The sequence below is a fragment of the Vibrio sp. Vf1514 genome, assembly GCF_052076135.1.
Classification (GTDB): Bacteria; Pseudomonadota; Gammaproteobacteria; order Enterobacterales; family Vibrionaceae; genus Vibrio; species Vibrio furnissii.
Genome location: NZ_CP197267.1, coordinates 344,768 through 370,069, shown reverse-complemented (window position 1 = coordinate 370,069; position 25,302 = coordinate 344,768). Strand labels below are relative to the sequence as shown.

General features: G+C 51.3%; 21 protein-coding genes and 1 pseudogene. 6 read left to right on the top strand and 16 right to left on the bottom strand.

The features are described 5' to 3' along the window. From ACS18Q_RS01725 to rplU, 4 genes are all read right to left on the bottom strand, one after another. The gene (locus ACS18Q_RS01725) at positions 1 to 762 is read right to left on the bottom strand and encodes a threonine/serine exporter family protein (RefSeq protein ID WP_038150551.1); all 762 of its coding nucleotides are present in this window, start codon (positions 760 to 762) and stop codon (positions 1 to 3) included. 166 nt (positions 763 to 928) lie between these two features. Next, positions 929 to 2,107, bottom strand: a complete 1,179-nt coding sequence (gene cgtA / locus ACS18Q_RS01720; RefSeq protein ID WP_004723698.1) for an Obg family GTPase CgtA — start codon at positions 2,105 to 2,107, stop codon at positions 929 to 931. 217 nt (positions 2,108 to 2,324) lie between these two features. Further along, positions 2,325 to 2,582, bottom strand: coding sequence for a 50S ribosomal protein L27 (gene rpmA / locus ACS18Q_RS01715; protein WP_014205843.1), 258 nt, complete (start codon positions 2,580 to 2,582; stop codon positions 2,325 to 2,327). Between the two features lie 20 nt (positions 2,583 to 2,602). After that, positions 2,603 to 2,914, bottom strand: coding sequence for a 50S ribosomal protein L21 (rplU, locus tag ACS18Q_RS01710; RefSeq protein WP_014205844.1), 312 nt, complete (start codon positions 2,912 to 2,914; stop codon positions 2,603 to 2,605). A 270-nt stretch (positions 2,915 to 3,184) separates the two neighbouring features. On the opposite strand from rplU, the gene ispB reads away from it, so the two are divergent. Beyond that, positions 3,185 to 4,156, top strand: coding sequence for an octaprenyl diphosphate synthase (gene ispB / locus ACS18Q_RS01705; RefSeq protein ID WP_041942715.1), 972 nt, complete (start codon positions 3,185 to 3,187; stop codon positions 4,154 to 4,156). A 110-nt stretch (positions 4,157 to 4,266) separates the two neighbouring features. Here the strand turns inward: ispB and ACS18Q_RS01700 are convergent. Further along, a pseudogene (locus ACS18Q_RS01700) lies at positions 4,267 to 5,672 on the bottom strand (basic amino acid/polyamine antiporter). 359 nt (positions 5,673 to 6,031) lie between these two features. Beyond that, positions 6,032 to 6,964: a malate dehydrogenase gene (gene mdh / locus ACS18Q_RS01695; RefSeq protein WP_004724018.1), complete on the bottom strand. Its 933-nt coding sequence runs from the start codon at positions 6,962 to 6,964 to the stop codon at positions 6,032 to 6,034. A 327-nt stretch (positions 6,965 to 7,291) separates the two neighbouring features. Between mdh and argR the strand changes: the two genes are divergently transcribed. The 5 genes from argR (at position 7,292) to ACS18Q_RS01670 (ending at position 12,907) form a co-directional block, all read left to right on the top strand. Continuing rightward, positions 7,292 to 7,762: a transcriptional regulator ArgR gene (gene argR, locus ACS18Q_RS01690; protein ID WP_004724020.1), complete on the top strand. Its 471-nt coding sequence runs from the start codon at positions 7,292 to 7,294 to the stop codon at positions 7,760 to 7,762. A gap of 349 nt (positions 7,763 to 8,111) precedes the next feature. Further along, positions 8,112 to 9,080 carry a TAXI family TRAP transporter solute-binding subunit gene (locus ACS18Q_RS01685; protein ID WP_004724023.1) on the top strand — a complete coding sequence of 323 codons (969 nt, stop codon included), beginning with the start codon at positions 8,112 to 8,114 and terminating at the stop codon, positions 9,078 to 9,080. Positions 9,081 to 9,246: 166 nt separating this feature from the next. Next, a complete protein-coding gene (locus ACS18Q_RS01680) occupies positions 9,247 to 11,826 on the top strand; it encodes a TRAP transporter permease (RefSeq protein WP_206982512.1) in 2,580 nt (859 codons plus the stop codon). Positions 11,827 to 11,933: 107 nt separating this feature from the next. Next, positions 11,934 to 12,371 carry a universal stress protein gene (locus tag ACS18Q_RS01675; RefSeq protein ID WP_004724026.1) on the top strand — a complete coding sequence of 146 codons (438 nt, stop codon included), beginning with the start codon at positions 11,934 to 11,936 and terminating at the stop codon, positions 12,369 to 12,371. Positions 12,372 to 12,517: 146 nt separating this feature from the next. Continuing rightward, positions 12,518 to 12,907, top strand: coding sequence for a DUF2061 domain-containing protein (locus tag ACS18Q_RS01670; RefSeq protein ID WP_041942638.1), 390 nt, complete (start codon positions 12,518 to 12,520; stop codon positions 12,905 to 12,907). Positions 12,908 to 13,000: 93 nt separating this feature from the next. On the opposite strand, the gene ACS18Q_RS01665 is transcribed toward ACS18Q_RS01670, so the two are convergent. The 10 genes from ACS18Q_RS01665 to ACS18Q_RS01620 form a co-directional block, all read right to left on the bottom strand. Next, positions 13,001 to 13,807 (bottom strand): glycosyl hydrolase 2 galactose-binding domain-containing protein, encoded by an 807-nt coding sequence (locus ACS18Q_RS01665; protein WP_055466939.1) that lies wholly within the window; start codon positions 13,805 to 13,807, stop codon positions 13,001 to 13,003. 119 nt (positions 13,808 to 13,926) lie between these two features. Then, complete coding sequence (gene rraB, locus ACS18Q_RS01660; protein WP_004724031.1) at positions 13,927 to 14,346, bottom strand: ribonuclease E inhibitor RraB; 420 nt, start codon at positions 14,344 to 14,346, stop codon at positions 13,927 to 13,929. Between the two features lie 224 nt (positions 14,347 to 14,570). Continuing rightward, on the bottom strand, positions 14,571 to 16,016 hold the full coding sequence (gene tldD / locus ACS18Q_RS01655) for a metalloprotease TldD (protein ID WP_441257304.1): 1,446 nt from the start codon (positions 16,014 to 16,016) through the stop codon (positions 14,571 to 14,573). 2 nt (positions 16,017 to 16,018) lie between these two features. Next, the gene (locus ACS18Q_RS01650) at positions 16,019 to 16,846 is read right to left on the bottom strand and encodes a carbon-nitrogen hydrolase family protein (protein ID WP_158108014.1); all 828 of its coding nucleotides are present in this window, start codon (positions 16,844 to 16,846) and stop codon (positions 16,019 to 16,021) included. Between the two features lie 10 nt (positions 16,847 to 16,856). Then, the gene (locus tag ACS18Q_RS01645) at positions 16,857 to 20,738 is read right to left on the bottom strand and encodes a YhdP family protein (RefSeq protein WP_441257303.1); all 3,882 of its coding nucleotides are present in this window, start codon (positions 20,736 to 20,738) and stop codon (positions 16,857 to 16,859) included. A gap of 11 nt (positions 20,739 to 20,749) precedes the next feature. Next, positions 20,750 to 22,219 carry a ribonuclease G gene (gene rng / locus ACS18Q_RS01640; protein ID WP_004724039.1) on the bottom strand — a complete coding sequence of 490 codons (1,470 nt, stop codon included), beginning with the start codon at positions 22,217 to 22,219 and terminating at the stop codon, positions 20,750 to 20,752. A 23-nt stretch (positions 22,220 to 22,242) separates the two neighbouring features. Further along, on the bottom strand, positions 22,243 to 22,809 hold the full coding sequence (locus ACS18Q_RS01635) for a Maf family protein (RefSeq protein WP_004724041.1): 567 nt from the start codon (positions 22,807 to 22,809) through the stop codon (positions 22,243 to 22,245). A gap of 9 nt (positions 22,810 to 22,818) precedes the next feature. Continuing rightward, positions 22,819 to 23,307 carry a rod shape-determining protein MreD gene (gene mreD, locus ACS18Q_RS01630; protein ID WP_004724042.1) on the bottom strand — a complete coding sequence of 163 codons (489 nt, stop codon included), beginning with the start codon at positions 23,305 to 23,307 and terminating at the stop codon, positions 22,819 to 22,821. After that, complete coding sequence (gene mreC, locus ACS18Q_RS01625) at positions 23,297 to 24,184, bottom strand: rod shape-determining protein MreC (protein WP_441257302.1); 888 nt, start codon at positions 24,182 to 24,184, stop codon at positions 23,297 to 23,299. The genes mreD and mreC overlap by 11 nt, the downstream gene beginning before the upstream one ends. Positions 24,185 to 24,239: 55 nt before the next feature. Beyond that, complete coding sequence (locus ACS18Q_RS01620) at positions 24,240 to 25,283, bottom strand: rod shape-determining protein (RefSeq protein WP_004724046.1); 1,044 nt, start codon at positions 25,281 to 25,283, stop codon at positions 24,240 to 24,242. Positions 25,284 to 25,302: the final 19 nt, after the last annotated feature.

Sequence of the window (25,302 nt, the reverse complement as noted above, 5' to 3'; positions counted from 1 at the left end):
TTACCACCCCCAAATGCCAGTGACGCTCATCGCCGCGATGATGCCAAGGCACGTCGCCAGCGTCAGCAAACTGGCCATCACAAAACGGGCGATGCCCATATTGATGTAGCCTTTCAGCATATCTGCGACCGAGTTAATCAATGGAAAACCGGGCACGAGCATCAGCACCGATGAGGCCATGACAATGGTGGGCTTGTTGCCCAAATGGTAGATCACCGCTTGGGCGGATATCACCGAAGTTACAAATGCAGTGGCGGCAAAGTTGAGCAATGGGTTGAAATGACGATGGCCGATTTCTTGGCGGACAAACATCCCAACCGAAGAAGCGACAAAGGTAATCGCAAAGACGGTCCAATCCCCGCCCGCAAGGCGACTAAAGGCCGAACAAGAGAGGCCGATCATCAGCACCACCAACCAACGGTTGTATCGTTCCGGGTTGATCTTATTGAGTTTTTTCTGGGCCAGCTCGTGATCGAGCAATCTCTTTTCCATCATGATGCAGATCCGTTGGATCTGCGTGACCACGCGCATGTTGATACCACGATCCGGACAACGCCGAGTGGTGGTGATGCAATGCTCTTGATAGACCGTGGTGACCACTAACGAACTGGCCGACAACGACACTTCCACTTCGCTCATGCCACTGGCCAATCCAATTCGGCGCATGATATCGCCGACTAACGTACTTTCAGCGCCGTGGGCCAGTAACATTTGCCCAGCCTGCGCTATCAAACGAGAAACTGCTCTCTGTTTGGATGCCATGATTCCTTTCCTAACGTCCGACTTACCACAAAAATGATTCAATCAAAGCGTACTCCATTCTGAGTACAAGTTATTAGTCTGCATGAAAATCACGCAACGAAACATGACTTAGACACAAAAAAGCCGCAAATACTATGCGGCTTTTGATGATTTCATCAGAAATGAATTATTCGCGAACGTAGATCACGTGACCGTCATCTTCTTCGTCGTCCCAATCATCCCAGTCGTCGTCATCGTCTTCAGTCACCACGTCTTGACCCGCCATGGCGTCTTTGTGGTAATCGTCCCACATAAACTCGACTTTTTGCTCTTCGCTGATCGCTTCTTCAGCGCCGCGAGGTAGCGTTTCCATGAAGTCAGCCAGTTCACGACACAGTTCCGCCGTTCCTTGCTTGTTTACCGCTGAAATCTTGAAGTATGGGCCTTCCCATGCAAGCGCGTCTAAGATCTCTTGGATCTTTTCTTCCGCTTCTTCTTCCAACATCAGATCCGTTTTGTTAAAGACTAACCAAACCGGCTTCTTCGCAAGCTTTTCGCTGTACTGCTCAAGCTCATCCATGATGGTCAACGCGTTTTGTGCGGGTTCACTGCCATCGATCGGTAAAATATCGATCATATGCAGCAGCACGCGACAACGCTCCAAGTGTTTCAAGAATCGGATCCCCAGGCCTGCACCTTCTGCAGCACCTTCGATCAATCCCGGAATGTCTGCCACAACAAAGCTTTTTTCAGGAACAACACTCACGACACCCAAGCTTGGGATCAAGGTTGTAAACGGATAATCCGCAACCTTTGGCTTCGCCGCTGAAACAGAACGGATAAAAGTGGATTTACCAGCATTCGGCAGACCAAGCATACCGACATCCGCCAGCAGGAGCAGCTCAAGCCGAAGTTCACGAACTTCACCTTTCGTCCCCATCGTCTTTTGACGTGGCGCGCGGTTCACCGATGATTTAAAACGGGTGTTACCCAGACCGTGCCAGCCGCCCTTAGCAACCATCACTTTCTTGCCGTGTTCAGCCACTTCACCCACGATTTCGTTGGTGTGGATATCCACTGCGCGCGTCCCGACAGGCACTTTCAACGTAATGTCTTTACCACGCTTACCAGTACAGTTACCGCCGCCACCGTTTTGACCACGTTCTGCCGCGTAAAAACGCTGGAAACGATAATCCACCAGTGTATTCAAGTTCTCATCGGCTTGGATGTAGACATCGCCACCATCACCGCCGTCGCCGCCGTCCGGGCCACCTTTCGTTACGAATTTTTCGCGCCAAAAGCTGACAACACCGTTACCGCCATCGCCCGCTTCGACTTTAATTACCGCTTCATCAACGAATTTCATTACTTACTCCGCATTACTTGCGTTGCAATATCATCATTTACCAATGATATAAATTTTAGCAGAAGTATCACCGCAATAAACGGTCCAGACCTTCTGCTTGGGAACAGATAACAAGCCACTCTGACGGAGCAGGGCCTCTTGTTATTGGCTCTTCTCTCCAGATAAATAAAAAACCCCACCTAACGGCAGGGCTTTTAAATTCATCGAGAAACTAAACTTATTCAGCTTCGATGCTAACGAATTTACGGTTTTTAGGACCTTTCACTTCGAATTTCACTTTACCATCAGATAGAGCGAAAAGAGTGTGGTCTTTACCGATACCTACGTTAGTACCAGCGTGGAACTTGGTGCCACGTTGACGAACGATGATGTTACCTGCAAGAACAGATTCACCGCCGAAACGTTTAACACCCAGACGTTTACTTTCTGAATCGCGGCCGTTACGAGTAGAACCACCAGCTTTTTTGTGTGCCATTGTTAAACTCTCCTAATAACTTAAGCGTTGATACCAGTGATTTTCACTTCTGTGAACCACTGACGGTGACCTTGTTGCTTGCGAGAGTGCTTACGACGACGGAACTTAACGATTTTAACTTTATCGCCACGACCGTGTTGTACAACTTCTGCAGTCACTTTGCCGCCCTCAACAAGAGGAGCGCCAACTTTTACTTCTTCACCGTTAGCAACCAGCAGAACTTTATCAAATTCTACAGTTGCACCAGTTTCAACGTCTAATTTCTCTAAACGAAGAGTTTGACCTTCGCTTACACGGTGTTGTTTACCACCAGATTGGAAAACAGCGTACATATTTTACTCCGCTCTTTCCGCACAGCCATGCTTATAATTTGAGCAATAAGGGTGTGCGCTAAACTAATCATCAATAGGGCGCAGATTCTACGTGAATGGCGCACCTATGACAAGCCATATTTTAAAAAAATTGGCGAAAAGCTAATCGCCAATCAAAAGTGCCGCAATCATGCCTTTAAGCCTTGTATTAATCAATGTTTTTTAGTGTATTATTCACTGATTATCGAAGAACAAAATGCCTTACACGCTCTAACTTCAGCCGGATTTACGATGGATTTTAAAGCTATCCAAACGCTTACTGCCAATGACATGGCAAAAGTGAATGAAACAATTCAAGCTCAACTCAACTCTGACGTTTCTCTCATCAACCAACTTGGCTTCTACATTGTCAGCGGAGGGGGAAAACGACTGCGCCCATTGCTGGCAGTATTGTCAGCCAAAGCCCTCGGTTACCAAGGGCAAGGCCATACGCTCGCTGCTGCATTTATCGAATTTACTCACACCGCCACGCTGCTGCACGACGATGTCGTCGATGAATCCGACATGCGCCGTGGAAAAGCCACCGCAAACGCGGCATTTGGCAATGCCGCCAGCGTGTTGGTCGGCGATTACATTTACACTCGCTCGTTTCAGATGATGGTTGAACTCGGATCCATGAAGATCCTGCAACTGATGAGTGAAGCCGTGAACGTCATTGCTGAAGGTGAAGTGCAGCAATTAATGAACTGCAACGATCCCGACACCACGGAAGCCAGCTACATGCAGGTCATCTACTCCAAAACCGCCCGTCTGTTTGAAGCGGCCACACAAATTGGAGCCATCTTAGCCGATGCGTCACCCGAGATTGAAACCGCACTGCAAAACTACGGTAAATATTTGGGCACCGCATTCCAGCTGATTGATGATGTCATGGACTACACCGCCGATGGCAAAGAGATGGGTAAAAACGTCGGTGACGATCTGGCGGAAGGCAAACCTACCCTGCCGCTTTTGTATGCGATGCGCCACGGGAACGCAGAACAAGCTGCGATGATTCGTGAAGCGATTGAACAAGCCAACGGCATGGCACGTCTGGATGAGATTCTTGCGGCAATGAAAGAAACAGGTTCGTTGGAATACACCGTCGCCAAAGCCAATGAAGAAGCGGACAAAGCGATCACTGAACTGGCCATCTTGCCCGAAAGCGACTACAAACAAGCACTGATTGCTCTTGCGCATATGGCGGTCAACCGCAACAAGTAATCGCCAGCTGACGACTGAAATCGGACGCATCACAGACGTTAAAAAGCCTCGCATCGCGAGGCTTTTTAACGTCTGTGTTAACGTCTATGTGGTCGTCATCTTTCGAGGTGTTACATCCAGCCTTGCCACAGCATGCCACAGGCCAATACGGCAACCACCGTCAACGAACACGCCCCTAAACGCTCTCGGCCCATAAATGGGCTTTTGCCCTGCTCTTTCTTGGCTTTCACGTAAAACAGCATTCCGGGTAGATACAACAGCGCGGACAGCATCAAATAATTCAATCCCGATGCGTAGAGCAACCAAATACCATATAAGCTCGCCCCAACACCAATCGCTAACATGCGACCACGATCCTTGCGATCCAGCGCCAATTTGAGCGTGTAAGCACCGACAAGGAAATAAGGCACTAGGATCATTTCAGATGCCAAAACCAGCAGCGTGTCATAGGTACTGCCCGCAAACATCACCAAGATCAGCGACACCTGAATGCAGATATTGGTCAACGTCAGGGCTTGATACGGGCTACCCGCCTCATTTTGCTTCGCATAACGCGCGGGGAACATCTTGTCTTTAGCGCCGAGATAAGGCGCTTCGGACGCCAATACAGTCCAACTCAAGAACGCGCCACACACCGAAACAAGCAGACCACCGGCAATGATGTATTGTCCCCACGGGCCAAGATCTCAGTCAACACTTTTGCCATCGACGGGTTGTGATACTGCGCCAGCTCAACCGGACGAATCACGCCCATCGACAACAACGTCACCAACACATAAATCGACAACGCGGTCAGTAAGCCAAGGATCGTCGCACGGCCAATGTCTCTGCGATGACGAGCACGGTTAGACACCACAACAGCCCCTTCCACACCAATGAACACCCAGACCGTGATCAACATGGTGGCTTTGATCTGCGACCACAGATCATGCTGCTCGCCAAAATGCAGCCCAGAGAAATCGACGGTGAACGTCTGCCATTTGAATGCCAACGCCGCGCAGACAATGAACAGCAAGAGCGGTACCATCTTGGCACATGTGGTGACCAGGTTAATCAGTGCTGCGGTTTGCACGCCGCGTAGCACCAGCAAGTGCACCGACCAAAGAAGAACCGACGCGCCGCCCACCGACAACAACGTGTTGCCGCTGCCAAACAGCGTGCGATCCGGTGTATCAAACAACATGCCGAGCGTGCTGAACACGATCACCAGATAGGACACATTGGCCACCATCGCGCTGAACCAATACCCCCAGGCAGAACAGAAGCCGGTGAAATCACCAAAACCTTCCCGCGCATAACCAAACACGCCGCTGTTGATGTGCGGTTTATGCATTGCGAGCTGCTGGAAAGAGAGTGCAAGAAAAATCATGCCGACCCCAGTAATCATCCAGCCAATCATCACGGCCAGAGGGCTCGCCACGGCGGCCATGTTTTGCGGCAGGCTAAAAACGCCAGCACCAATCATTGAGCCAATGACCAGTGCGGTTAACGAGCCTAAACCCAGTTTGTTATCCATGGTTATTTCCGATTCTGCTTTCGAGAAGGGCGTTATTTTAAAGGCAAATGATGAAAGGATGCATACAGTGCGTGATCCACATCACCGAGAAAGTGTTTTTAACAACACATTCATTGCCAACGATCAAAAAGTCACACACTTATCAACGCAAAATTGTCTGTAGTTGGTAAAAAACTCTGAATAATACAACTTTGATGGAATGTTTAAATAGAAACTAGAAGCCAGATAAATTTTATGACTATTAATTCAACAATCGCGCATGTTTAGAATGCAGGCGGTTCACGCAAAGCATAGACGTAAAAAAGCCGCTTATCCTGCGACAAGCGGCTCTTGAAAATCGTTCACGAGAAGCGTGATGATTATTTCACAAAATCGATACCGATTTGGATGTCACCTTTCAGCGTATCCAACATACCGTTCAGTGCGGCTTCTTCAAATGCACTCAGTTGGCCGTAGCTCAGTACTTCTTCCACGCCGTCTTTGCCCAGTTTCACTGGTTGTGCAAAGAATTGTGCGTGCTCACCAGCACCTTCAACGTAAGCGTACTCAACCACGCTTTCACCTTGCAGTGCTTTCACCAGAGACAGGCCAAAACGACATGCGGCTTGACCCATTGACAGTGTCGCAGAACCGCCACCCGCCTTCGCTTCAACCACTTCAGTCCCCGCGTTTTGGATACGTTTAGTCAGCGCTTCAATTTCAGCGTCAGTGAATTCCACACCTTCAACTTGAGACAGCAATGGCAGAATGGTTACACCTGAGTGACCACCAATTACAGGAACACGAACCTGACCTGGATCTTGGCCTTTCAGTTCAGCCACGAACGTTTCTGAACGAATCACGTCCAGCGTCGTGATACCAAACAGTTTACGCTTGTCGTACACACCTGCTTTTTTCAAAACTTCCGCTGCGATTGGCACAGTGGTGTTCACTGGGTTGGTGATGATACCAATACATGCATGAGGACAAACTACCGCGATGCGTTCAGCCAGTGCTTTGACAATACCTGCGTTCACATTGAAAAGATCCGCACGATCCATACCCGGTTTACGAGCAACACCCGCAGAGATCAGAACCACATCCGCACCATCCAGTGCCGGTGTTGGATCTTCGCCCGCGTAGCCTTTAATAGAGACCGGCGTTGGGATATGGCTTAGGTCCGCTGCAACACCCGGAGTTACAGGCGCGATATCATACAGCGCAAGATCAGAACCTGCAGGAAGACGGTTTTTCAACAATAGGGCTAGGGCTTGACCGATGCCGCCAGCGGCACCAATAACAGCGACTTTCATCGTAGTTCTCCTTGAGAGTAAATCTCTTATAAATGTTTTTGGTAGGGTATCTAGTATCCGACCCCAAGAAGCTATAGCAATCACAAGTTGATTACAATCAATTAACCTCAGCTTTGCGACTTTGCGCAACTACGTATTCGTGTGCGACAACTCCGGGCCCGATTATGAGTCTATTTTTCTTCGATGACAAAGAGTTAAAGTGTTATCTAACCGAATATTTACCATATTTACAGTGACCTTTAAGACAGTTTTGAGCGATAATTTGGCACTGATACCCGACCTATGGGAAAATACACCGCAGTTATGAATAGCGATAGTAAGAAGACGATGCGCCATACAGACAAACAAGACAATCTAGTCCGAGCTTTTAAAGCTCTGCTGAAAGAGGAACGCTTTGGCTCTCAGGGCGATATTGTGGATGCACTGAAACACGAAGGGTTTGATAACATCAACCAATCGAAGGTGTCCCGCATGCTGACAAAGTTCGGCGCCGTTCGAACTCGCAATGCCAAAATGGAAATGGTGTACTGCTTACCCGCTGAACTCGGCGTTCCTACGGTTTCAAGTTCGTTGCGTGAACTGGTGCTTGATATCGACCACAACAACGCGCTGGTTGTCATCCATACCGGCCCTGGCGCTGCACAGTTGATTGCCCGCTTACTCGACTCACTGGGTAAATCCGAAGGCATTTTGGGTGTGGTTGCTGGTGATGACACGATCTTCATTACGCCAACGCTGAACGTCTCAACCAAGCAGCTGTTTAAGTCCGTTTGTGAACTTTTCGAGTACGCTGGCTGATCTCATTATTGAGAAACTGTATATAAAACAGAACGATGGAGTCACGAAAAGTCCGTGACGCGTGACTCCAATCACATCTTAACCAACTCTCTTCACCTGCATTAAATTCAATTTAACTTATTGATTTTTAGACATATCCCCTCGCACAACTCCGCTGAGTTTTGGCGAAATAACTAGCCTGTTTGGCTACATATTTTTACATTCCTATAATTATCTTTCGATTTTTTGGTATTATTCAGTCACTTTTTCAACAAATGGATTGAAAAAGCTTCCGTTTCTCGATGAAGAAACGCCCAAAGCAACTACACTTGTTTTGGGAGCAAATAATGAAAAGAAGGAAGGGAAATTCATGGCATTGAATACAATAATTAAGGTCGGTGCGATTGCTGCTGCAGTATTGGGCGCAGGCGCGGTTAACGCTCAGGAATTCATCACAATTGGTACGGGTTCGGTCACGGGTGTTTACTACCCAACCGGCGGTGCGATTTGTAAGCTAGTTAACAAAGACCGCAAAGAACACAATATCCGCTGCTCTGTAGAATCCACTGGGGGTTCGATCTACAACGTCAATACGATCCGCTCTGGCGAATTGGACTTCGGTATCGTTCAGTCTGACTGGCAATACCACGGTTACAACGGCACCAGCGAATTTGCTCAGCAAGGTCCATACAAGAAACTGCGCGCTGTGTTCTCTCTTCACACAGAACCTTTTAACATCATCGCGCGCTCTGATGCTGGCATCAACAACGTACAGGATCTGGCTGGTAAACGCGTGAACATTGGTAACCCAGGCTCGGGCGACCGCGCGACCATGCAGGTCGTGATGGACGCATTTGGCTGGACCAACGACAGCTTCAAACTGGCTTCTGAGCTAAAAGGCTCTGAGCGTTCACAAGCCCTGTGTGACAACAAGATCGACGCATTCATCTACATGGTGGGCCACCCGAACGGTTCCATCAAAGAAGCGACGACATCTTGTGATGCGAAACTGGTGCCGGCAACAGGTCCAGAAATCGATAAAGTTGTGGCAGACAACCCCTACTACGCATACACCTCCGTGCCTGCAGGCATGTACCGTGGCACCGACATGGACGTGAAAAGCTTCGGTGTGGCCGCAACCTTGGTCACTAGCGCCGATGTCTCTGACGAAGTCGCGTACAACGTGGCCAAAGCCGTGTTTGAAAACTTCGATACTTTCACTCGCCTACACCCAGCATTTGCCAACCTGAAAAAAGAGGACATGGTGAAAGCAGGTATCTCTATCCCACTCCACCCAGGTGCAGTGAAATACTACAAAGAAGTCGGTCTACTGAAATAATTCAGTACGCACCACTCCATAAATAAGGAGGCCGGGCGCCTCCTTATTAGTATGGCCGCTCAGCGCGTCACCACGTTGCGCGCGGTCATCACTCTCTTGGCTTTGACTCCGTTTGACAGGCCACCTTTCGATATTTTAAGACCATCAAATAATAAGGATAACGTGCATGACGCAGACAAACACTCCGTCGCAAGATGTGCAAGAGATGGTTGCACAGGCTGATACAGGTGCAAGGAACCCAACCGGCATCCCAGGTCGCATTCTGTGGTTGGTGCCACTATGCTGGTCACTCTTCCAGTTGTGGTACGCATCGCCACTGCCATTCATTTTCGATTTCGGCGTACTCAATGACACGCAAGCTCGGGCCGTTCACCTCAGCTTTGCTATTTTCCTCGCATTCACCGCCTACCCGGCGATGAAAAACTCATCACGCGATCACATTCCATCCATCGATTGGATTTTGGCGCTCGCCGGTAGCTTCTCGGCCGCCTACATCTATCTTTTCTATGAACAATTGGCCGGTCGTTCTGGTGCACCGACCACGCTGGACGTGGTGGTTTCCGTGATGGGTATGGTACTACTACTGGAAGCAACGCGACGCGCACTCGGTCCTCCGTTGATGGCCGTTGCCGCCGTCTTCCTGCTCTACACCTTTGCCGGCCCTTACATGCCGGATGTGATTGCCCATAAAGGGGCTAGTCTCAATAAAGCGATGTCACACCTGTGGCTGACCACCGAAGGGGTATTCGGGGTCGCGCTGGGCGTATCAACCTCGTTCGTATTCCTGTTTGTGCTATTTGGTGCCATGCTCGAACGAGCCGGCGCTGGGGCTTACTTCATCAAAGTCGCGTTCTCCATGCTTGGTCACATGCGCGGCGGTCCGGCCAAAGCGGCCGTCGTGGCATCAGGTCTGTCGGGGCTGGTCTCCGGTTCCTCTATCGCGAACGTGGTGACCACGGGGACCTTTACCATTCCGCTGATGAAACGGGTTGGCTTTCCGGGCACCAAAGCCGGTGCGGTGGAAGTCGCTGCCTCAACCAACGGTCAGTTGACGCCGCCGATCATGGGCGCCGCAGCATTCCTGATGGTTGAATATGTTGGGATTTCTTATGTGGAAGTGATTCGCGCGGCGCTGCTGCCTGCGTTGATTTCTTACATTGCCTTGATTTACATCGTTCATTTGGAAGCGTGTAAAGCGGGTATGGAAGGCTTGCCACGTCGTCACAACCCAACGCTGCTGCAAAGCCTGCTGTCATTTACCGGCACCATCTTGGGGCTGTGTGTGATCAGTGCCGTGGTCTATTACGGTGTCGGCTGGACCAAAGACGTCTTTGGCGCAGCCGCCACACCCATCGTGACCGCTGCCCTGCTCGTGGTTTACGTGTTGTTGGTGCGTATTTCGTCTAAGTATGCGGCGGAAGGTGGACTGGCGATCGACGAAGATCTGCAAGAGATTCCTGACACCGGCCCGACGGTGAAATCTGGCCTGCACTACCTGTTACCCATTGTCGTGTTGGTGTGGTGTTTGACCGTCGAACGCTTCTCGCCGGGTCTGTCTGCATTCTGGGCCACCGTGTTCATGATCTTTATTCTGCTCACACAACGTCCGTTGATGGCGGTCTTTAATCAGACGGGTGATCTCACACGTGAAGTAAAAGCTGGCGTGACCGATTTGCTCGAAAGTTTGGTATCTGGCGCGCGCAACATGATCGGGATCGGTGTGGCCACCGCCGCCGCGGGGACGGTTGTGGGTGTCGTGACGCTAACGGGGATCGGCTTGGTGATGACCGACTTTGTTGAGTTCATCTCCGGCGGCAGCGTGATCATGATGTTGATCTTTACCGCTGTCATCAGTTTGATTCTGGGCATGGGCCTGCCAACCACCGCGAACTACATTGTGGTATCGACGCTGATGGCGCCGGTGATTGTGACGCTGGGCGCGCAGCACGGCTTGATCATTCCACTCATCGCCGTGCATTTATTCGTGTTCTACTTCGGGATTCTCGCCGATGATACCCCGCCGGTGGGCTTGGCCGCGTTTGCCGCCGCAGCGATTGCGAAATCGGACCCTATTCGTACCGGTATCCAAGGGTTTACCTACGATATTCGTACCGCGATCTTGCCATTTATGTTCGTGTTCAATACCCAGCTCTTGCTGATGGGCATTGATTCTTGGTGGCATCTGGCACTCACGGTCGGCTCTTCGATCATCGCGATGTTGCTCTTCTCCGCCGCCACGCAAGGGTGGTGGTTCACCAAAACCAAGTGGTGGGAGATCGCGGCGCTGCTGCTGCTGACGTTTACTTTCTTCCGTCCGGGGTTCTGGTGGGACATGATCTATCCGGCGCAAAAACTCTACCCGGGGACTGAATTGGCGCACATCGTGGAGAAAACACCGGTCGGACAATCGGTCGCGATGTTGGTGGCTGGTGAAACATTAGAGGGCGATTACGTTTCGAAAACCGTGATCCTGCCGTTTGATGACCGCGCCCGTACCGCGCAGGAACGTATCTCGTCGATGGGCCTGATGCTCAATCCTGAAAACAATCGCATGATGATCGACATGGTGGAGTTTGGCAGTCCGGCAGAATCTGCAGGCATTGATTTTGGTTGGGAGATTCGCTCTATCGTCGTCGATAGCGATCGCCCGATGAAGGAATGGGTGTTTGTCCCTGCGCTGCTGCTCACCTTGCTCCTAGGCTGGAACCAGAAGCGACGGGCCGCCAAAGAGACCATTCGTACTTAATGTTTAACAAAATCCGCGCTTAATCAAAATGCCCTGTGTCAGCAGGGCATATACTCAAGCCAAAGACTTGTTGCCATCTGGCTCAACCTAAACAGAGATAACGAATAATGTATAAACACATCTTGGTACCTGTTGATTTGAACGAAAAAGGCTTTTCTGACAAAGCCGTTCAGCATGCCGTGTGGCACGCAAAACAATCCAATGCCGAATTACATCTGCTTAACGTTCTGCCGGGCATTCACATGTCGATGGTTGCCACGTATTTCCCCAAAGATGCGGCAGCCAAAATGAAAGATGACGTTCGCGCGCAACTCAAAGCGTTCGCCGAGAAATACATCGTCGAAGACGTGGTGTACAAACTGCATGTCGCTGAAGGCAAGCCTTACGCCACCATTCTCGACTATGCCGAGAAGCTGGGTGCAGATCTGATTGTGATGCCAAGTCACAAGCGTTCACGTATCGACAAAGTGATGCTGGGCTCTGTCGCCAGTAAAGTGGTGGAACACTCTCCGATCAACGTTCTGGTGGTCAAACCGCAAGGCTGAAACTCACAATGATTCGATGAAGGCGCTCAATGCGCCTTTTTTTATTCGTTTTTAACTATCACACTAATCGTTCATTCCCATTTTCTTTTATGAGAATAATTATCAATAATAATTCCATCAAAGAGAAACGAGATTGGACGATTACCATGAAAAAGACACTGAGTTTTGCTGCTATCCACTTTAGCATTGCTTTTACCGTCGCGTACGCCCTGACCGGTGACGTTATCATCGGTAGCCTGATCGCAATGCTTGAACCGATGGTGAATACGGTTGCTTTCTACTTCCACGAGAAAGCTTGGAACCAGTATGCCCCCTTGCAACGCTATGCGTCGAACCCGCGCCTGAAAACGGCCAGCTTTGCCGTGATTCACTTTACCGTGGCGTTCAACGTCGCCTACTTATTAACGGGTAGTTTTCTGGTGGGTGGTGTGATGGCCCTGATTGAACCGAGCTTCAACACCTGTGCGTACTACTTCCATGAAAAAGTATGGCAAAGCAAACACGCCAGCGCTGCACCTTGGCAATGTGCCCACTAAGATGAAAACATGAAGCCCCGCGAATGCGGGGCTTCATGTTTTAAAGAGAGATTATCTTCGAAAGATAAACGTGATTCTGACGATTCACTGCATTCAAACCGGAAAATGGGTGACACATTGGGAGTGGCTGAGGCCCAATTTAAAGGCTTGGCGCTGACCATCCAACTCCACACTGACCTCGTAAAGATCGCGCGGATCTGGATGATTCACGTCATAATACTTCGGCGCTTCAACCTGAAACAACGCACTGGCATGGTCGCTGCGCACATCAATCGGCAGGTGATAAGTCATGCTATCAAAGCGCACGGCAGCAGAAATTAAGCCCGGCGAATAGGTCGTAAAAAACAGATTCACCAACAACTCACAGCCGCCGCCATGGTGCCAGATTTGCTCGGTCGCGACATGCTCAAGGCGCAGATGGCGAATGCATTGCAAGTAAGGCGCTCGCCAAATCCCCATGCGCGCATCGTACGGCTCGGCTTTGCTGGGCGCCAGTGAGCACAAAGCGCCGTCCGCTTCCTCGTCGTCAACCAACCAGTCGTCTTCCTGTTCAAGAAACAGAATCTCAAATCGGTTGCGCCCCGGGTTCAGCAGCGGACGAATATCTTTTTTATACACCGCCTGAGAGCCATCGCAATCAAACAGCGCCACCCCATTGAGACGCACCTCAGCGTGATAATCGACCCCTTCTAGCACCAAATCGATCGCGGCAAACCCAAGTAGCGCGTCGTCGACTTCGATGTCGTGCATCAAATGCCACTCCTGTGCGGCAATGGCCGATTCCGACAAACTGTCAGGCAGCACCGCACTCAAGGGGGCCGGAAACGTCACGTCATCTTGAGGAATGGATAAATCGGTCAGCGGAGAAAGTTGCCAGAGTCCGGCGAGAGAAAGCTGCATAATCAGTGGTCGGTCGTCAGGGTTTGCGCCATTTAAACACAGTTCATTTCGCTAACACAAACGTCAGTTGCATAAAAAAATACCAGCCGTGTGGCTGGTATCTTACAAATCATCAATGATTACTCTTCGTCGTCATCTTCATCTTCGTCGGCGTACAGAGCGTCTTCACCCTCATAGTAAGTCCCCCAACCGTCGTAGATCACGTCGTATTTTTCAGCCAGATTCACCAGTTTTTCAACTTGTGCATCAATCGCTTCTGGATTCAGTACAGATTGCATGGTCGCATCGAAACACAGCAGTTTATTGCCATCTTCGTCTTCCGCTTCTTCCGCTTCCAACACTTCAAAACCCAGTTTGAATGCTTCCACAGCCGCTTTTTCTAGCTTGTCAAAATCTTCCGCGAAGAAGTGGTGTTCGATCTCATACAAAGCTTCTGGATCACTGCCATCCTCGAGCAGCGCTTGAATGATGTCGCGAGTCTCTTCTTTTTGAATCTCAATAAAATCTTCAACGGACAGATATTCATCTTCGTGAGACATAAATGTGGCTCCAGAATGGTTAAGTTGGATCAAATTTCAGTGCGACGAAATATGGCACGGATCGTCATGAATTGCCAGCCACAAAGTGATCTCCACGCGATCTTTCTAGCCGCAAACGCTTCCATTGACCATCAACGAGCATGAACATAGCCATCAACGATCTCAGGAAGCGCTCTGCCTTTCTGCGCCAAGAAAAAAGCTGCGTTCAACGCAGCTTTTTCGAGTTATTCGGTACCACCAACGGTCAATGCGTCAAGTTTAAGCGTAGGCTGCCCCACGCCGACAGGGACGCTTTGACCTGCTTTACCACACACACCGACCCCGCGGTCAATGCTGAGATCGTTGCCCACCATCGAGACTTGCTGCATCGCTTCAATGCCCGAACCAATCAGGGTCGCCCCTTTAATCGGGCGCGTCACTTTACCATTTTCGATCAGATACGCTTCCGACGCCGAGAACACGAACTTGCCGGAGGTGATATCCACCTGACCGCCGCCAAAGTTGGGCGCGTAGACGCCTTTTTTCACGGTGGAGATGATCTCTTCCGGTGTATGCTGACCCGGCAGCATGTAAGTGTTGGTCATACGAGGCATCGGCAGATGCGCGTACGATTCACGACGGCCGTTCCCCGTAGGCGCCACACCCATCAAGCGTGCGTTGAGCTTGTCTTGCATGTAGCCTTTCAGCACACCCTTTTCAATCAGCACGTTGTACTGACCGTTCACGCCTTCATCGTCGACGTTGAGCGAGCCACGTAAATCTTTGAGTGTGCCGTCATCAACAATGGTGCACAGGTCTGAGGTCACTTGCTTGCCCATTTTGCCTGAGAACACCGACGAGCCTTTCCGGTTGAAGTCGCCTTCAAGGCCGTGGCCAACCGCTTCGTGCAATAGCACGCCCGGCCAACCAGAACCCAAAACCACCGGCATAGTGCCCGCAGGTGCCGCATCCGCTTCCAAATTCACCAACGCCTGACGAATCGCTTCATCCGCGTAAGCAAATGCCATTTTCTGACCGTTTTCTTCCGTCAGGAAGTAATCGTAGTTAAAACGACCACCGCCGCCCGCGCTGCCGCGTTCACGGCGATCGCCTTTTTGTGCCAGCACACTGATCGACAAACGCACCAGCGGACGAATATCACCGGCGTACGTGCCGTCGGTTGCGGCCACCAGCATCTGTTCGTGCACACCGCTCAGGCTGACGGAAACTTCCTGGATCAGCGGCTCTTTGGTTCGAATGTAGGCATCCAACTGCATCAGCAGTTCGGTTTTTTTCTGCTTTTCCCAGCTTTGCAGTGGGTTATCCGCCGCGTAGTAGCTTTGATTGTCTAAACGTTTAAAAGCTTGCACGCGGCCATTCTGGCCTTGCTGAGCGATACCGCGCGCGGCAATGGCACTCTGCTTTAAGCCATCGAGTTGAATCTGATCAGAGTAAGCAAAACCGGTCTTTTCACCGGTCACGGCACGCACACCCACACCACAATCGATGTTGAACGAGCCGTCTTTAATAATGCTGTCTTCCAATACCAGCGACTCATGCCAGCTGGACTGAAAGTAAATATCCGCATAATCAATTTCACGAGTGGCGATGGTCGCCAGAGTGTCAGCGATATCTTGCTCTGTCAGCCCTGCAGGGGTTAATAGTGCCTCTTCAATTCGGGTAATACTCATAGCTAACTCTTTTTCTCTTTAAATTGATTATCAAAGCGCGTGTGCGCCATGATCGGCATGGTCAGGCGCACTTGTTCCACCTGATGCAAATCGATGTCGGCGATCAACGTTGCCGCGGGTTGCTCCAGCGAGGCCACGATGTCCCCCCAAGGGCTAATCACCATGGAATGCCCCCAAGTTTCTCGACCGCACACATGGTGCCCACCTTGCCCCACAGCCACCACCCAGCATTGGGTTTCAATCGCTCGGGCGCGCAGCAAGACTTCCCAATGCGCACGTCCGGTGACTGCGGTAAATGCCGCAGGCACCACTAAAATTTGTGCGCCTAAACGGCGCAACTGAGAATACAGATGCGGAAAACGCACATCGTAACAAATCGACAATCCCAACGATCCCATCGGGGTCGGAACCACCGTCAGCGCATCGCCCGGCGTGAACGTTTCCGACTCGCGATACCGTTGGTGACTGTCTGCGACATCCACATCAAACATATGCAGCTTATCATAATGTGCTGCGGGTTCGCCTTGTGGATTGAATAAAATCGATGTGGTGGTCACGCCGTGAGCACGCGCTATCGGCATGCTGCCGACCAGTAACCACACGCCATTTTCACGTGCAATTTGGGCGAGTTCACGTTGAATCGGGCCGTTCCCCATCGGTTCAGCGTGCTGGTGATAGTCGTTGCGATTGCCAAACACCACTGCATTTTCGGGCGTCACAATCCAACGCGCCCCTTGCGTCGCCAATCGGTTCGCGTGCTTAGCGATAAACGCCAAATTGTCTGCGACCTGCGGCCCTGAAGTCATTTGGATGATACCGACACGTTCCATGTGTTTATCCTTATTCAACCAGCTTTCTGAGTTTTTTCGGTAACTTGAATTCACCTTTGCTACGCGACAGCTCTTTCACTGTCGGCGAATCCAGCGGACCTTTCACTTCATAATTGACCTGCGTAAAGATCTCGACCACTGGCGAAATCACCGTGGTCACCGCCAGCACATACAGCGCCGTGGCTGGCGTGACGGCAAACGCGGTCAAGACCGGAATACCCGAGGTAATGTCCGGCACGAAATTCACTTCCGCGTCGACCATGCGCGTATTGAGATCCGCCAATCCTTTGATCGTCATTTCACCGGCCACGGCATCCATTTTGATGTTGTTGGTCAGAAAGACACCTTGGGAAGTCTCGCCACTGCCGGTAATCGAGTTAAACGCCATCCCTTTATCAAACACATCACTAAAGTCGAGCTGCATCTTGCGAATGATCGAATCCAGACTAAACAGCCCCAGCAAACGCGCGGCACCGCTGACGTTGGAGATCACGCCTTTCCCCAACTTGGTTTCTAGGTTGCCCTGCAAGGTGTTGACCTTCATCGACCACGGTGCGCCGTCCCATTGTGTGCGACTCGACATCTCAAAGGGGGCTTTCTGAATCCCGGAACTGATGCCAAAGCGCTCCATCAGATCGCTGTTGTTGTCGCCTTTCATGTCTAGATTCATTTCGGTATGACTGGTGGTATCGGTCAACGTCCAACTGCCGTTAATGTGTACTTGATTGGTGCCGCTCGCCACATCGATGCGCTTCCACATCAGCGTCTTGTCATGGCGTTCAAGATCCATATTGAGCTTGCCGATCTTATATCCCTGCAACCAAAAATCATCGATCACCAAGGTGAGATTCGGCATCATCGCGTGGAACTGACGATCAAAATCCGAGATCAATGGGGTATTTTGTTTCTCAACATCCACCAGCGGCGCTTTGGCGTCTTGGTTATCAAGCTCCGGAAGGTAGACATGCAGACGCTCTAAAGAGACCGACAGATCATACGGTTCAATATAGTTCGCTTGGCCTTTGATTTCCTGACTGTCGAGGTTCAGCAGCCAACCGAGATTTTTCTCGCGCGCGTTAAAGTTCACATCGTGCCATTCCAAACCGGCCAATGTCAGATCCTTCACTTTCAGATCGACCCGCTGTGGCATAGGAATTTCCGGCGTATTGAGTGTCGCCAACGCCGCTTGTTGATTCGCTTTGGTCTGTGGCGTTTCATTGGCCAGAGCCAACCAGTCATCGAGATTGAGCTTATCCGTTCGAATCTGCGCGTGATGGCCCACCACTGGGCTGATCTTAAAGCTGCCTTGCCCCAGCACCACGTTCGTCGCCGTCAAGACCGGCGTCGCTTTGGTGATGTCAATTTCAGCCTGATATTTGGCATTCGGCAGTTGCAGACGCGCGGTAATCGCTTCCTGATTGCCTGACGCTTGCAAACGGGCACTGCCTGGCGTATTGAGTGCTTTCGACAACGGATACGGGTAACGACTGGCCACGCGGTTCAGGTTTGCTTGCGCATCAATCTGGTAGGTAAAGCCGACATCATTAAGCTGAATATCCACGCCCATTTGCCACGGCGCGTGACCTTGCAGGCGGCTTAACCAACGCGCGCCGACGTAAGGCGTGAGCGGTTTGATGTCCCAATCGCCGACCAAATCAATATTGACCGCATACCCTTGCTGAGCGTTTTCGCCTTTGAAATCAAATGAGATCGGTTGTTTGAGCAATTGAGCCGACAACCCGGCAGCCGTCACCACATCGTTATCAAACTGAATGCGTCCCGACACTGAATCGAGCACCATGGGCGGCGCATCAATCTCAACATGGTTGCGTTTGAGATCCGCCCAACCCCAAGCGCGGGGCTCTTTATCGGTGGTAAAAGGAATATTGAGCCGGAATTCGGAATTCACTTCGCCGCTGACTTGAATCGCGGTTAACGCCGCCCCCACGGAATCCACCAGCGGTGTGGCGGTCATGTAGTCGCGCACCGCATTGCCTTGGGCAACCGCAGTCGCTTCAATTTCAATGTGACCATCAGGCGCCAGCTCGGGAATACGGCCGGTGATGCGCGTCGCTTTCACATCCATCAAAGTCGCGGCGTGAGAATCGAGATACATGGCATCATTTTCAAACAGCAAATCTAACTGCATGTCCGTGATCGCCGGCCACGCGGTATCAAAACTGAATTTGCCCTCTTTGAGCCCAACCCACGCTTGAAAAATGCCATTGTGATGTTGATACGGGAAATGATCCAATTCGCCGTACCACACCAGCTTCGCAGTCGTGACTTTCCCGCCCTGAATCGCGGTGGAGAGGTAATCGGTCAGGTCGTGGCCCAATGCCAATGTCGGCAGATAACGCCACGTTTCACCGGCGTTGTAAGCGTCCGCTTCGGCATAGAATGACAAAAATGGACTTTTATCATTCGGGAAATCGAGACGAAACGCGCCCAGCACTTGCAGATCCGGCGTTGCCGCCGTGACTTTGTCCGCCCACAATGACCAACCTGCGTCATCGCTTTGCCACACCAAATCCGCTTGCCCTTGACGAATATTGAGCGGCGCTTGGAACACATCGCCATACGGCAACGTGTCATCAATCAACGAGGCGTTAATGAGCGCTTTCGTCGGTGTACCCGAAATGCGCGCCTGCAAATGATGCACTTCCGGCAACAGTTCCCATTGCGAAATGCCTGCATCCGTCAGCGTGGCGGAGTAGCGCAGCGGTGCTTGATGTGCCCCTTGGGCGATACGTAAATCTTCCACCAAGCCGCTGGGGTTCAATTCGCTCAGCAGTTGATTGGTTTGCTTCGATTCAGGCACCAACTTCATCAGCGGCAGCAGCGCTTGAATGTCGAGTTGCGAAACGTTCAGACGCCATTGTTCCGGTTGCCAGTCAAGCGCCACGTCCACTTCCGGCCATGGCGTGTCGTCTGTGCGCAATTTGAGTGAGTGCGCATTCACCTGCCAGCCCTTTTCAGTCGGTGAAAGCTGGACAATGCCGGATTCAAGCAGCAACTCATGACGTTCATCGCTTTGCCACGCCAATTCCGAGGGCTTGAGTTCGACATAGCCATCCACGGGTTGACTGTTTTTCAGCGTCATCCACGCATTAAAGCTGACCACGCCGCGCTCGATGCCCGTTGCGTCGGTCAAATAGCGGGTGAGCCACGGGCGAACGCGCAGTTTGTCGGCACTGAGGTAGAAATTGCCCGAAATATCCTGCAGCGAACCGTGGTCTTCGAAGTTAGCACTCACTTGCAAAGAGTTAATTTCCGTATCGGCGATACTGATTTCACCATCAGCAAAGTGGCGTGCGCCTTGATTCTTCCAGTGCAGTTTTTCGATGTTCAACTGGCGCATGTCGCCGGCCAGCGTTTGATAAAGAATGGTCGAGTCCTGCACCGTAAAGTCATCTAACTGACGCAGGAACAGATCATCAAGGCGACGCAGGATCTTGCCCTGCGTGTTGGCTTGACTGGACTGGCCATCGGTTTGGTTGAGGCGCGTCCAGTCAATGGAGCGAATATCGAGTTTGAGTTGGTGAATGATGAGGTTGGCGATCACCGGTTGGCGCTGGAGCACGCTCTGCACCAGATCGAATTCAACATCAATCCGTCCGGTATCGAACTGGATTTGGCTGCCATCGGGCAAATTGGCTTGAACCCCTTGCAGCGCCAAGGACGGGTGCGTGTTACGCCAAAAGCCACGCACATCGGTGATCACAAACTGAATGTGGCTCTGTTCGCTCACCCAGTCTTGAATCTCGTCCTTGAAGCGGTTCATCTCCGGCAACAGCACGCGCAGCGCCGTGATGGCAATCGCCAACAAAACCAAACAGCTGACCAGCAGCCACAGTACAATCCGCCCAAGGCGAGTTAAGGTTGAGATCACCCGTTGTCCTATTACATCATCACGACGTCAAATTGCTCTTGTACATACAAAGGCTCTGCCTGAATACGTACTTCCTTGCCGATAAAGACTTCCAGCTCTGCCAGCGAATGCGATTCATCGCCTTGCAGCGTTTCCGCCACGGCAGGCGATGCGTACACCACAAACTGGTCAGCATCGTAAGCGCGGTTGACGCGTGTAATTTCACGCAGAATTTCAAAGCACACCGTTTCCACCGTTTTGACACTGCCACGCCCTTCACAGGTTGGACAGGTCGAACACAGCACATGTTCAATACTTTCGCGCGTACGTTTACGCGTCATCTCCACCAAACCCAGTTGCGTGAAGCCATTGATGTTGGTTTTGACGCGATCCTTGTTCAACGCGGCATCCAGTGAAGTTAGTACTCGCTTACGATGTTCTTCCGACAGCATATCGATGAAATCGATAATGATGATGCCGCCCAAGTTGCGCAGACGCAGTTGACGCGCGATCGCTTGCGTCGCTTCGATGTTGGTGTTGAAGATGGTTTCTTCCAGATTACGACGGCCCACAAAGGCACCCGTGTTGATGTCGATGGTGGTCATGGCTTCCGTTTGATCGATGATCAGGTAGCCACCGGATTTGAGTTCCACTTTACGCTCTAGCGAACGTTGAATCTCATTTTCGGTGTCGTACATATCAAAAATCGGTTTGTCGCCTTCGTACAGCTCCAGCTTGTCGGTTAACTCCGGTACAAATTCGGAGGTAAATTCCAACAAGTTTTCGTATTCCAGCCGTGAATCGACCAAAATTTTGGTCAAATCGGTACCGACGAAATCACGTAAAATACGTTGCGCGAGCCCCAATTCACCGTACAAGGTTGAACGGTTTTTGTATTTCTCGCGGCGCTCCATCACTTTGCCCCACAAGCGCTTTAAGAACGCGGCATCTTGTGACAGTTCTTGCTCTTTCGCCGCTTCAGCCGCCGTGCGAATGATAAAGCCGCCATGCTCATCGCAATAATGCGCCACCACATTTTTCAGACGCTCGCGCTCGGCTTCGCTTTCAATCCGTTGCGACACGCCCACATGACTCGCCCCTGGCATGTACACCAAGTAACGGGAAGGCAATGTGATGTCGGTGGTCAAACGTGCGCCTTTGGTGCCGAGTGGATCTTTCACCACTTGCACCACGATATCCTGCCCTTGGCGAACCAGCTCAGAAATATCGCGCACTTGGAACTGCTGTTTTTCGGTTTCCGCCACACATTCAGTGTGAGGAACGATGTCGGAGGCATGCAGGAATGCCGCTTTATCAAGCCCGATGTCGACAAAGGCGGCTTGCATTCCCGGTAGGACACGGCTGACTTTACCTTTGTAGATATTGCCAACAATGCCCCGTTTTGCTTCACGTTCGATATGGATTTCTTGAAGGACACCGCCTTCAATCATCGCCACACGAGTTTCACTCGGCGTGACGTTTAAGAGCAACTCTGCACTCATGAGCGCACCTCAATAGTTTTAAATTATAAGAATTCGTGCAAGAGCTGGTCAGTTTCATAGAGGGGTAGCCCAACCACGGCGTAGTAGCTACCTTCAATTCTTGTTACAAATCGTCCACCCAATCCTTGAATGCCATAACTGCCAGCTTTATCGCAAGGTTCGCCGCTTTGCCAATATTGTTCGATTTCTTGTTGTGACAAGGCCTTGAACCACACCTCCGTGGTCACCACCACAGAGCGAGAATGTTGTTGTGTCGCAACGGTCACAGCCGTCATGACCTGATGACGCTGGCCAGACAAGTGTTGCAGCATGCGCTCGGCATCTGCAAAATCGCGCGGTTTTTCCAGTACCAGCCCGTCTTGAACCACGATGGTATCTGAACCGATCACCACCACATCGGCATTGGCGAGAGCCAAACCTGCCAACGCTTTATCCCGTGATAAACGTTCGACGTACTGCGCTGCGTTTTCGTCACTTTGCTGGGATTCCTCCACATTGGGCACCAGAACCTCAAATGAATACCCCAGTTGCGACAGTAATTCCCGGCGGCGAGGCGAACCCGATGCCAGGATCAGTTTTCGGTTAGTCATGGTCGGCCATCATTTCACGTGCCAGTGGCGCCGTACACGACGCAGCAATAAAAACATCCATGGCCAAAGTATACAGCTAATCAAGCCACTCCAGAGTGATAAAGGATTGAATGTCACATCTTGAATCAAATATTCGCCGAAGAAGATCAGCACTTCGAGTGCCATCGACAACAACGCAATCACGATCGCTTGCTGCCACAACGCCATGTTGCGCAGCACCAAAAAGTTCATCGCCACGATGTAGACCACAATCGCCATCATCATGCCGCGAATGCCGAGCGTCGAACCAAGCAGCAAATCCCACAGCAAGCCCATGACCAGCGCCGTCCCGACGTTGACACGATGCGGCAGCGCCAGCACCCAGTAACAGGTCACCAAGAGCAACCAAGACGGGCGCAGTAAATCGAGGGAGCCCGGCCAAGGAATGGTTTGCAAGACTAACGCGAAAAAGAAGGAGGCCCAGATAACCAAACGGCCTGCCCAATCATTATTGGCCATTGCTGACATCCCCAGTCATTGGTTGATTTTCCGCACTCATCGCTTTTTGTTGGCGATCTTCATTCGGCCAGATCAGCAGCAGATAACGTAGACGGTCAAAGTCCACCACTGGTGTGGCTTTAATGGCCGCGAATTCACGGCGAGTGTCTTTATCGACTTCGGAAATGTAAGCCACCGGATACCCTTCTGGGTACACGCCGCCAAGGCCCGAAGTCACCAGCATGTCGCCGACTTCAATGTCGGTGCTGGTTGCGATGTGTTCGAGTTGGATTTCATCCGTCTGCCCATTGCCGGAGGCAATCACGCGAATGTCGTTACGAATGTTTTGTACCGGAATGGCGTTATTAGGGTCAATCAGCAACAGCACGCGGCTGTTATGCGCCGCCACGAACGTGACTTGGCCCACAATGCCTTTTTCGTTGATCACCGGTTGCCCTTCGTACACGCCATCAATGCGACCTTTATCGATCACCACCTGATGACGATAAGGCGATGTGTCCACCGCCATCACTTCGGTCACCACTTTCTTTTCATCACGGACGAACGACGAGCCCAACAGCTTTCGCAAACGCTGGTTTTCTTCGCGATATTGATCCAACAAGATCAAATCACTTTTCAGCGTCAGCACATCCCGTTTGAGTGCGCGGTTCGACTCCATCAACTGCTGACGGGAATTGAAGTTTTCGTAGAAACCATCAAACATGCTGCGCGGCAGGTCGGCAGCATACTGGATGGGAGCCACTAAGCTATTGAGTAAAAAACGCACATGAGTGAATGCGCCTAAACGACTATCAGCCAGCATGAGGCTGGCTGATAAAATGACCGCGAAAAACAGACGCAGTTGAAGAGATGGTTCACGACCAAATATTGGCTTCATCTTATAACAATCCTAGAGTTGTATTCGGGCGCTCTTGCGAGCGCCTGACAAGCCATTACTCGTCGGTAAAGAGGTCACCACCATGCATGTCGATCATTTCAAGAGCTTTACCGCCGCCACGAGCCACACAGGTCAGTGGATCTTCAGCGATCACCACCGGAATGCCGGTCTCTTCCGTCAGCAAACGATCCAGATCTTTCAGCAGTGCGCCACCGCCCGTCAGGACCATGCCGTTTTCTGAAATATCCGAAGCCAGTTCTGGTGGGCACTGTTCCAGCGCAACCATCACCGCGGACACAATGCCCGTCAGAGGCTCTTGCAGCGCTTCAAGAATTTCGTTGGAGTTCAGCGTAAAGCTGCGCGGCACACCTTCAGCAAGGTTGCGACCACGAACTTCGATCTCCTGAACTTCATCGCCAGGGTAAGCGGAACCAATTTCGTGTTTGATCTTTTCTGCAGTGGCTTCACCGATCAAGCTGCCATAGTTACGACGCACGTAATTGATGATCGCTTCATCAAAACGGTCACCACCGATACGCACAGATGATGAATACACCACGCCGTTCAGGGAGATCACCGCCACTTCTGTGGTACCACCACCGATATCGACCACCATCGAACCGGTCGGCTCAGAAACGCGCAGGCCAGCACCGATCGCCGCGGCCATTGGCTCATCGATCAAATACACTTCACGTGCACCCGCACCCAATGCCGATTCACGAATCGCACGGCGCTCAACTTGTGTGGAACCACAAGGCACACACACCAGTACACGCGGGCTTGGTTTCAGAATGCTGTTGTCATGCACGCTGCGGATAAAATGCTGCAACATTTTTTCAGTCACATAGAAGTCAGCAATCACGCCGTCTTTCATCGGACGAATGGCAGAAATATTGCCCGGCGTACGACCTAACATTTGTTTCGCCGCGTGACCGACGGCGGCAACGGTTTTTCCGCCACGGCCTTTGTCTTGGCGAATAGCGACTACGGAAGGCTCGTCAAGAACAATGCCCTGTCCTTTGACGTAAATAAGAGTGTTGGCTGTACCTAAATCGATAGATAGGTCGTTTGAAAACATGCCACGAAGTTTTTTGAACATATTCTTCGCTCGTCCTGCA